The sequence below is a fragment of the Microcoleus sp. FACHB-SPT15 genome, assembly GCF_014849525.1.
In the GTDB taxonomy this organism is placed as follows: domain Bacteria; phylum Cyanobacteriota; class Cyanobacteriia; order Cyanobacteriales; family Coleofasciculaceae; genus Symplocastrum; species Symplocastrum torsivum.
Genome location: NZ_JACJNU010000041.1, coordinates 84,966 through 91,117 on the forward strand (window position 1 = coordinate 84,966; position 6,152 = coordinate 91,117).

Consider the following 6,152-nt stretch of genomic DNA (forward strand, 5'->3'; position numbering starts at 1 on the left):
CCTCCGACCACTAAGTTCATCCTCGCAAATTATTTAGTAATTAACGGGTGTTGTTAACCCGCAATTTTGTGGTAGAAATTCTACAAAAGGTAGAAATACTGCGGCTTTTGGTACGGCTACCCCTACCATTTTTCTCTCTCGTTATTGCAGCCGTACAAAACCTGGTTGATAAATTCCAAAGCAATGATTGAGGATTGGCAATGCAACAACGTCCACGTTTAGCTCTTATCTGTCTTGCCTACATCGGTTTTATCAGCCTTGGTTTACCTGATGGTCTACTCGGTGTTGCTTGGCCATCCATCCGCACCTCTTTTTCGCTATCTTTAGATGCCCTTGGTTCGCTCTTGATTGCATCTACGGCTGGGTATACGCTGTCTAGCTTTAATAGCGGTCGTATCCTGGCGCGTATCAGTGTTGGCTTACTGCTGACTCTTAGTGCTGGGGCAACGGCTATCAGCTTGCTTGGCTATGCGATCGCTTCATCTTGGTGGGTGCTGATTGGTTTCGGGTTTCTATCAGGGCTTGGTGCAGGCGCGATCGACTCTGGATTGAATACTTATGTCGCAACACATTTCAGTCCACGAATTCTCAATTGGTTGCACGCCAGCTATGGTGTCGGCACAACGGCTGGCCCTCTGATCATGACTAGCGTTCTTGATGCAAATCATCCGTGGCAATGGGGTTACTTGATTGTCGCAACCGTGCAACTGCTGCTTTCGGGTTGTTTCGCAATGACACGAGACTGGTGGAGGATACCTCATACAGCCTCAAACCAATCCCCATCAGCAGATGCTGCCCACACAAGCACAACAAGTACACTTCGTATCCCAGTGGTCTGGATTAGAATTTGTGTATTTTTCATGTATGCGGGAGTGGAAGTTTCGGTTGGGCAGTGGACTTATAGCTTGTTTACTCAGACGCGCTCAATTTCGACCACACTAGCTGGACAGTGGGTAAGTCTTTATTGGGGCAGCTTCACAGTTGGACGTGTGTTCTTTGGGGCAATTGCCAATCGAGCACCTATCAATCTTTTATTACGCCTATGCATGACCAGCGCAGTCATAGCGGCAACTTTGATTTGGCTCAATATTGCTAACTTTCTAACTATGTTTGGGTTAATGCTCATTGGATTTTCACTGGCACCGATTTTTCCCTCACTGATTGCAACAACACCTGAAAGTGTCGGACGAAATCATGTTAGCAATACTATAGGATTTCAAGTTGCAGCAGCGACCTTGGGTGTAGCAGTCTTACCAAGCCTTGCAGGAGTTCTATCACGTTATTTTGGGCTTGAAATTGTCAGTATAGCCATCTGTGTTGAAACATTGTTCTTATTTGTACTTTTCGAGATATTGGTTAGGCAACGGAAAATGCAGAATACAGAAGAAACTATTAATTCATGAATGTCAGAGTACCAACTATCTTGAATAAGCCTCATTTTGCATCTGGTACAAACGTCACCAGCACATCCACATCGCTGTCTGAGCGAAAGTCATCCCGCAAAATTGAGCCAAATGAAGCGTTGAAGGGGACTGAGTGCGATCGCACCAATAGTTTGAAGGTGGTGGCGGAACGATCACATCCTCAAACCTAAATGCGATCGCCGAACCTATCACCCTTCCTCCACTGGCAGCAGAGGTTCAATCATTGCCAAAAAGTTTGGAACATCTATCTGAGCAGTTTCCCAAACTTGTTCTAGATCAATTTCATCGTAATCATGGATAAGCCTATCACGCATACCCGCAATTGCCGACCAAGGTATTTCTGAGTATTGAATACGAAATTCTGGAGACAGCCGTTTGACAGCTTCACCCAAAATCAAGAAGTGATACAACATCGCAGATTGGGTTTTGATATCATTCGTTAATTCAGCTTTATCAATTCCTTGTTGAAATTCAATTATCAGTCGTGCTGACCTCGCAAGGTCTAGTAGTGTCTGATTGTCTCTTGACATAAAAAGTCTTTGCCGTACCTAAAATCTCTTTCCGACGAAGCCAATTATGGCTGCATTCAATAGCCCGTCTGCTGACGAAATCAACGTCTCGACCGACAATAGCTTCTAATTCTTGCTGCATCTCAGCTACCTTGAATAAGCCCCATTTTGCATCGGGTGCAAACGTCACCAGCACATCCACATCGCTGTCTGGGCGAAAGTCATCCCGCAAAATCGAGCCAAACAAGGCAAATTCAGTTATCTTCCAGCGATCGCAGAACGCAGCAATTTCATCTTTGGGTAGCTTCGCTACAAAGCTGTTGCTCATGAACTGTTCCCTCAGGCACTACCTTCCTCTATCATGCGATGTTCCAAGTGAAAGGAGTGCGATCTCGTTGGGTGTATTGAGAGGTTGTAGAAAAGCGATCGCATGAATTTGCAAACGCATATCTCAAAATTGATTCTTAATACACCTCGTCATGACTGCCAATATCGATAAGTACAATTAACTCCTCATCAGAATCGGAGTCTTGCTCAAATGTGTAAATGATTCTGCAATCATACTCCACCCAGCAAGCCCACAAACCCTCTAATTGACCTCTCAATTTGTGTGCCTTTAATGCTGGAGTAAATGGGTCAACGACAAGTAATTCTAAAACCTCAAAAATTCTTTCTTGTAGCTGAGGATTCTTACGAACAACTCGTTTGAACGCCCGTCGAAAGCTACTATCCCAAACTAGATTACTCATTCTTGACTTAGTAAATCAGCCCGCAGGTCAGCCAGTGTACCATGCTTAGCTTTACCCGTTTTCACTGCTTCCAGCGTTTGTGCTGCATTTTTGGCGATTTCCCAACGGCGTTGTTCAACCCGTCTTTTATAAATCAGTTCTAGTAGCAAGTCTTGCTCTTCAGTTGAAAGAGCCTCAACGTATTCAATTACTGTTTGAAAAGGTACAACGTTATTCATTAATTGTGTTGATAGTTTTATAAACTCATACTAGTAGTTTCTGATTATATCTTTAATTCAAAGCAGTTCTGCCTCTTCAAAAATCTGCCTTGTTGTTAATTCCAAACATCGACAAACTCATAGTTTACCTCTCCTTCTGGAAGTGCTAGAAATTCTTCTAGTGTGAGTTGAGTTCCTGTGTTAACCATGAGCTATGCAACTGGGTGGCTAGCACACACCTATCTTATCTTTGCTCATCATCCTTGGATTGTGGCAATAACGAGTCAGGCAGTTCGTCGAGCGTCTTGTTCACCGCTTTGCAGAAAGCCTTCATCTGGTAAACCGTCATCGTTGGTTCTGCTTCTCCCTTTTCCCAACGACGAATGGTTGAGGAGGTTACACCCATGAGTCTTACCAAGTCATCTTGAGTGAGCCCAGCCTCTAGACGCAGTCTTTTAAATGGAGAGTCTGTCTCCTGTGGTTGACCTTTCTTTGGTCTTGCCATATTATAAAATCACTGAAATTAATCGGTTTTTAAATAGGATTTACAAGAGTAACAACAGGTAGGCAGCTCAAAATACTAGCCTATGGCTAGTTAGCTGCCTTAGTTAGCTTTTGCCAGAACAAAAAGAGTAATTGCCTAAAGTGCGTATGACTTGCTAGGCGATCGCTTTTTCATGTCCATTAACCAGATTACAGAGGAGTGTATCGTGACTTACAAAAATCGGCTGTCTCCGTGGTGCATTATTCGCCCTCTTCCAAATTTACAACGGCGGATTGTCGCCCGGTTTCGTCGCCGGAATGACGCTGAATCTCATCTAAAAATTCTCCGACAGCTAGTGCCAAACGCTCCTTTTGCAATTGTTTTTAACCCAACACCAGATGAACCAGACTGCAATGAATGTAGAGCAAAACAGCCATGAACACTTTGCGTTGCCGCATCAACCCTGCAACTTTCGTCATCACCCAAAGGCAACTTGCCAAGTATCTAGAAATTAACTTGAACCGGATTTGGCGCTGGGAAAAGTGGGCGCATGTGCTTTGGGTGCATATTGAAGGCTTAGGCGGCTACTTCATCAGCTACCGAAAGTTAGAGCAGTGGGTAGCTGCTTGCTCCACCTTAATTCGCTATTGCCGGGATTTGAAAGCACTTGCTGTGGTTTGGTTAGCGATTCAACAGGAAGCAAAAAGATATACAGAAGACGCGATCGCACGGCTTTATGAAATTCATGAACAACGACAAGCGCAATTATGTCGTTATTAATAGCCTTTGTATCACTCAGACTCAAAGAAAAGCAATCGCACCCTCCAATTAACTTAGTGGATGCGATCGCTTCTCCTAAATTGTGTCTATAGCCGTTGCCTACTGAGGCATAGACATACCAGGTCTAGCATTGTTCTGCTGTGCAAAACGGTAACCTGTCATTTCGCTAGCCATTTCTAAGTGCCCTTGCACTCTTGGCAATATCGTGGCAGCAAAAGCTTTGAGGTCTGGGTCTTGCCCAAGTCCGGCTTGACGTTGGTAGACAGCCGCACTTTCCATGTGAGCGTTGACACCTGCTTCATTCATGTAGGCTTGGTCAAAAGCTTCTCCAGATAGCTGCATCAACCGATTCATAGCTGCTTCATATTTAGGACCTGGAGTGGTCGGAGGAGTAATTCCTTTTTGAGTCGCTAACCGCATTAGTCGCTCATTCGCTCTTGTATGCTCCTGAATCATCTGCCGTGCGAACTGCTTCACTTCGGGGTTCCTTGACCGCTCCAAGGCAAGTTGCCCAAGTTGAACTTCTGCCATTCCTCCATGAGCTGCATCGATCACAAACTGCTGGTCTAGGGCACTTAGCTGGTTCCTTTGCTGCTGCCCGGATTGGGTCTGTGCAGGCATGGATTGGTTTGGCACAGGTGCAGGTCGGGTTGTCTGAGCAACAGCCGAGTATCCCAATGCAGAGAATAGTCCCGCTGCCATGAGGGCGGTAGTTACTGTTACCTTTCTAATCATTGTTGAGTTTTTTAAAGAAAATTACCAAAGCTTCTTTCTATGTGCCTCCATTCCTGCATTGGCTACCTCATCCTTTAGGTATGTTTGGTTACAGTCTGCTCCAAGTTAGAGGAAAGGGGAAGGAACTTTCTGCAAGCGATCGCTGACTACTGCAATAAGCCAGGTACTCTTGAGTGTGAGGTTTCTTTTGTCATGAAGACAGTTAGCTTTTCTCTGATTTTCCTTAGTGTTTTGATGTTGACCTCTAGTAGTCAACCAATAAACGCGAGGCAGGCATCTGAAACGTTGCCCGTAACCGAGAATAGCCGACCGAACATCACTTCCGAGACTGGCAAACTAGTCATCCCAGCACAGTTTGATGAGGCACACAGTTTTTCCCAAGGGCTAGCTGCCGTCAAGCTTGGCTCGAAGTGGGGCTTTATTGACAAAACGGGTAGGCTAGTTATCCCACCACAATTTGAGGCTGTTGACTATGCCTACGAGAACGAATCCAAGTCTTTTTTTGAAGGATTAGCAGCAGTTCGTGTTGCCGAGAAGTGGGGATACATCGACAAAACCGGGAAGTTCGTTATCCAACCCCAATTTGAGTCTGCAAGAAGCTTTTCTGAGGGGGTAGCGAATGTCTGGATTAATCGTAAAAGTGGCTTTATCGATAAAACTGGGAAGTTTGTCATCCAACCACAGTTTGACGGTGCTTTAAATTTTTCTGAAGGGCTAGCCGTAGTCAACAGTGGCGGCAAGACTGGCTACATTGACAAAACGGGAAAGTTCGTTATCAAAGCACAATTTAATAATGCAGAAAGCTTTCAAAACGGGCAAGCAAGAGTTTGGATTGGAGAAACCCAACGCTGCATTGACAAAATAGGAAAGTTTATTCAACCTCAATTTAATGATTGTGGAATGACCTTTTCTGAAGGACTAGCCGTAGTCAATAGAACAGAGGAGCCTTTCCTTTGCTCAGATCGCGGTCAATGTAATATTGGCTATATCGACAAGACAGGGAAGATCGTCATTGAGCCAAAGTTTAGTAGAGCGAGTAACTTTTTTGAAGGGTTGGCAGCCGTAGCAACCTTTGGCGGACATGATCCAGCGCTAGGGGTGTTATTTGACGGTTGGGGCTACATCGACAAAACAGGTGAGGTGGTTATTCCCGCTGAATATCCCTCTTCTGTCACTCTCCGAGAATTAGAATGAAGAAATAAATACTGTAAACCTCGTGCATTGTAGGTAGGGCAATGGATGTAGAGTTACAAATCCTGAAACATTTGGCAAGA

General features: G+C 44.8%; 12 protein-coding genes. 5 read left to right on the plus strand and 7 right to left on the minus strand.

Annotation, left to right across the window (positions count from 1 at the left end; translation table 11 throughout):
- Positions 1 to 47 precede the first annotated feature (47 nt).
- Positions 48 to 191, plus strand: a complete 144-nt coding sequence (locus H6F98_RS14135; protein ID WP_192219336.1) for a hypothetical protein — start codon at positions 48 to 50, stop codon at positions 189 to 191.
- Positions 192 to 200: 9 nt separating this feature from the next.
- Positions 201 to 1,403: a sugar MFS transporter gene (locus tag H6F98_RS14140; RefSeq protein WP_192219337.1), complete on the plus strand. Its 1,203-nt coding sequence runs from the start codon at positions 201 to 203 to the stop codon at positions 1,401 to 1,403.
- A gap of 31 nt (positions 1,404 to 1,434) precedes the next feature.
- Here H6F98_RS14140 and H6F98_RS14145 read toward each other — a convergent pair whose 3' ends face one another.
- The 6 genes from H6F98_RS14145 to H6F98_RS14175 all read right to left on the minus strand — a co-directional run bounded on the left by H6F98_RS14145 (position 1,435) and on the right by H6F98_RS14175 (position 3,384).
- The gene (locus H6F98_RS14145) at positions 1,435 to 1,548 is read right to left on the minus strand and encodes a nucleotidyltransferase domain-containing protein (RefSeq protein WP_396811869.1); all 114 of its coding nucleotides are present in this window, start codon (positions 1,546 to 1,548) and stop codon (positions 1,435 to 1,437) included.
- A 64-nt stretch (positions 1,549 to 1,612) separates the two neighbouring features.
- On the minus strand, positions 1,613 to 1,954 hold the full coding sequence (locus H6F98_RS14150; protein ID WP_192219339.1) for a DUF86 domain-containing protein: 342 nt from the start codon (positions 1,952 to 1,954) through the stop codon (positions 1,613 to 1,615).
- A complete protein-coding gene (locus tag H6F98_RS14155) occupies positions 1,896 to 2,261 on the minus strand; it encodes a nucleotidyltransferase family protein (RefSeq protein ID WP_192219340.1) in 366 nt (121 codons plus the stop codon). Before H6F98_RS14155 ends, H6F98_RS14150 begins: the two co-directional genes overlap by 59 nt.
- Positions 2,262 to 2,397: 136 nt before the next feature.
- A complete protein-coding gene (locus tag H6F98_RS14160) occupies positions 2,398 to 2,682 on the minus strand; it encodes a type II toxin-antitoxin system mRNA interferase toxin, RelE/StbE family (RefSeq protein ID WP_192219341.1) in 285 nt (94 codons plus the stop codon).
- Positions 2,679 to 2,900 carry a hypothetical protein gene (locus H6F98_RS14165; RefSeq protein WP_192219342.1) on the minus strand — a complete coding sequence of 74 codons (222 nt, stop codon included), beginning with the start codon at positions 2,898 to 2,900 and terminating at the stop codon, positions 2,679 to 2,681. The genes H6F98_RS14160 and H6F98_RS14165 overlap by 4 nt, the downstream gene beginning before the upstream one ends.
- Positions 2,901 to 3,123: 223 nt before the next feature.
- Positions 3,124 to 3,384, minus strand: a complete 261-nt coding sequence (locus H6F98_RS14175; protein ID WP_192219343.1) for a helix-turn-helix transcriptional regulator — start codon at positions 3,382 to 3,384, stop codon at positions 3,124 to 3,126.
- Positions 3,385 to 3,556: 172 nt separating this feature from the next.
- On the opposite strand from H6F98_RS14175, the gene H6F98_RS14180 reads away from it, so the two are divergent.
- On the plus strand, positions 3,557 to 3,802 hold the full coding sequence (locus H6F98_RS14180) for a hypothetical protein (protein WP_199348477.1): 246 nt from the start codon (positions 3,557 to 3,559) through the stop codon (positions 3,800 to 3,802).
- On the plus strand, positions 3,799 to 4,143 hold the full coding sequence (locus tag H6F98_RS14185; protein WP_192219344.1) for a hypothetical protein: 345 nt from the start codon (positions 3,799 to 3,801) through the stop codon (positions 4,141 to 4,143). The genes H6F98_RS14180 and H6F98_RS14185 overlap by 4 nt, the downstream gene beginning before the upstream one ends.
- Before the next feature lie 99 nt (positions 4,144 to 4,242).
- Here the strand turns inward: H6F98_RS14185 and H6F98_RS14190 are convergent, their stop codons facing one another.
- A complete protein-coding gene (locus H6F98_RS14190; RefSeq protein ID WP_192219345.1) occupies positions 4,243 to 4,878 on the minus strand; it encodes a DUF4142 domain-containing protein in 636 nt (211 codons plus the stop codon).
- A gap of 192 nt (positions 4,879 to 5,070) precedes the next feature.
- Here H6F98_RS14190 and H6F98_RS14195 point away from each other — a divergent pair, with 192 nt between their 5' ends.
- Positions 5,071 to 6,072 (plus strand): WG repeat-containing protein, encoded by a 1,002-nt coding sequence (locus H6F98_RS14195; RefSeq protein ID WP_192219346.1) that lies wholly within the window; start codon positions 5,071 to 5,073, stop codon positions 6,070 to 6,072.
- The last annotated feature ends 80 nt before the right edge of the window (positions 6,073 to 6,152 follow it).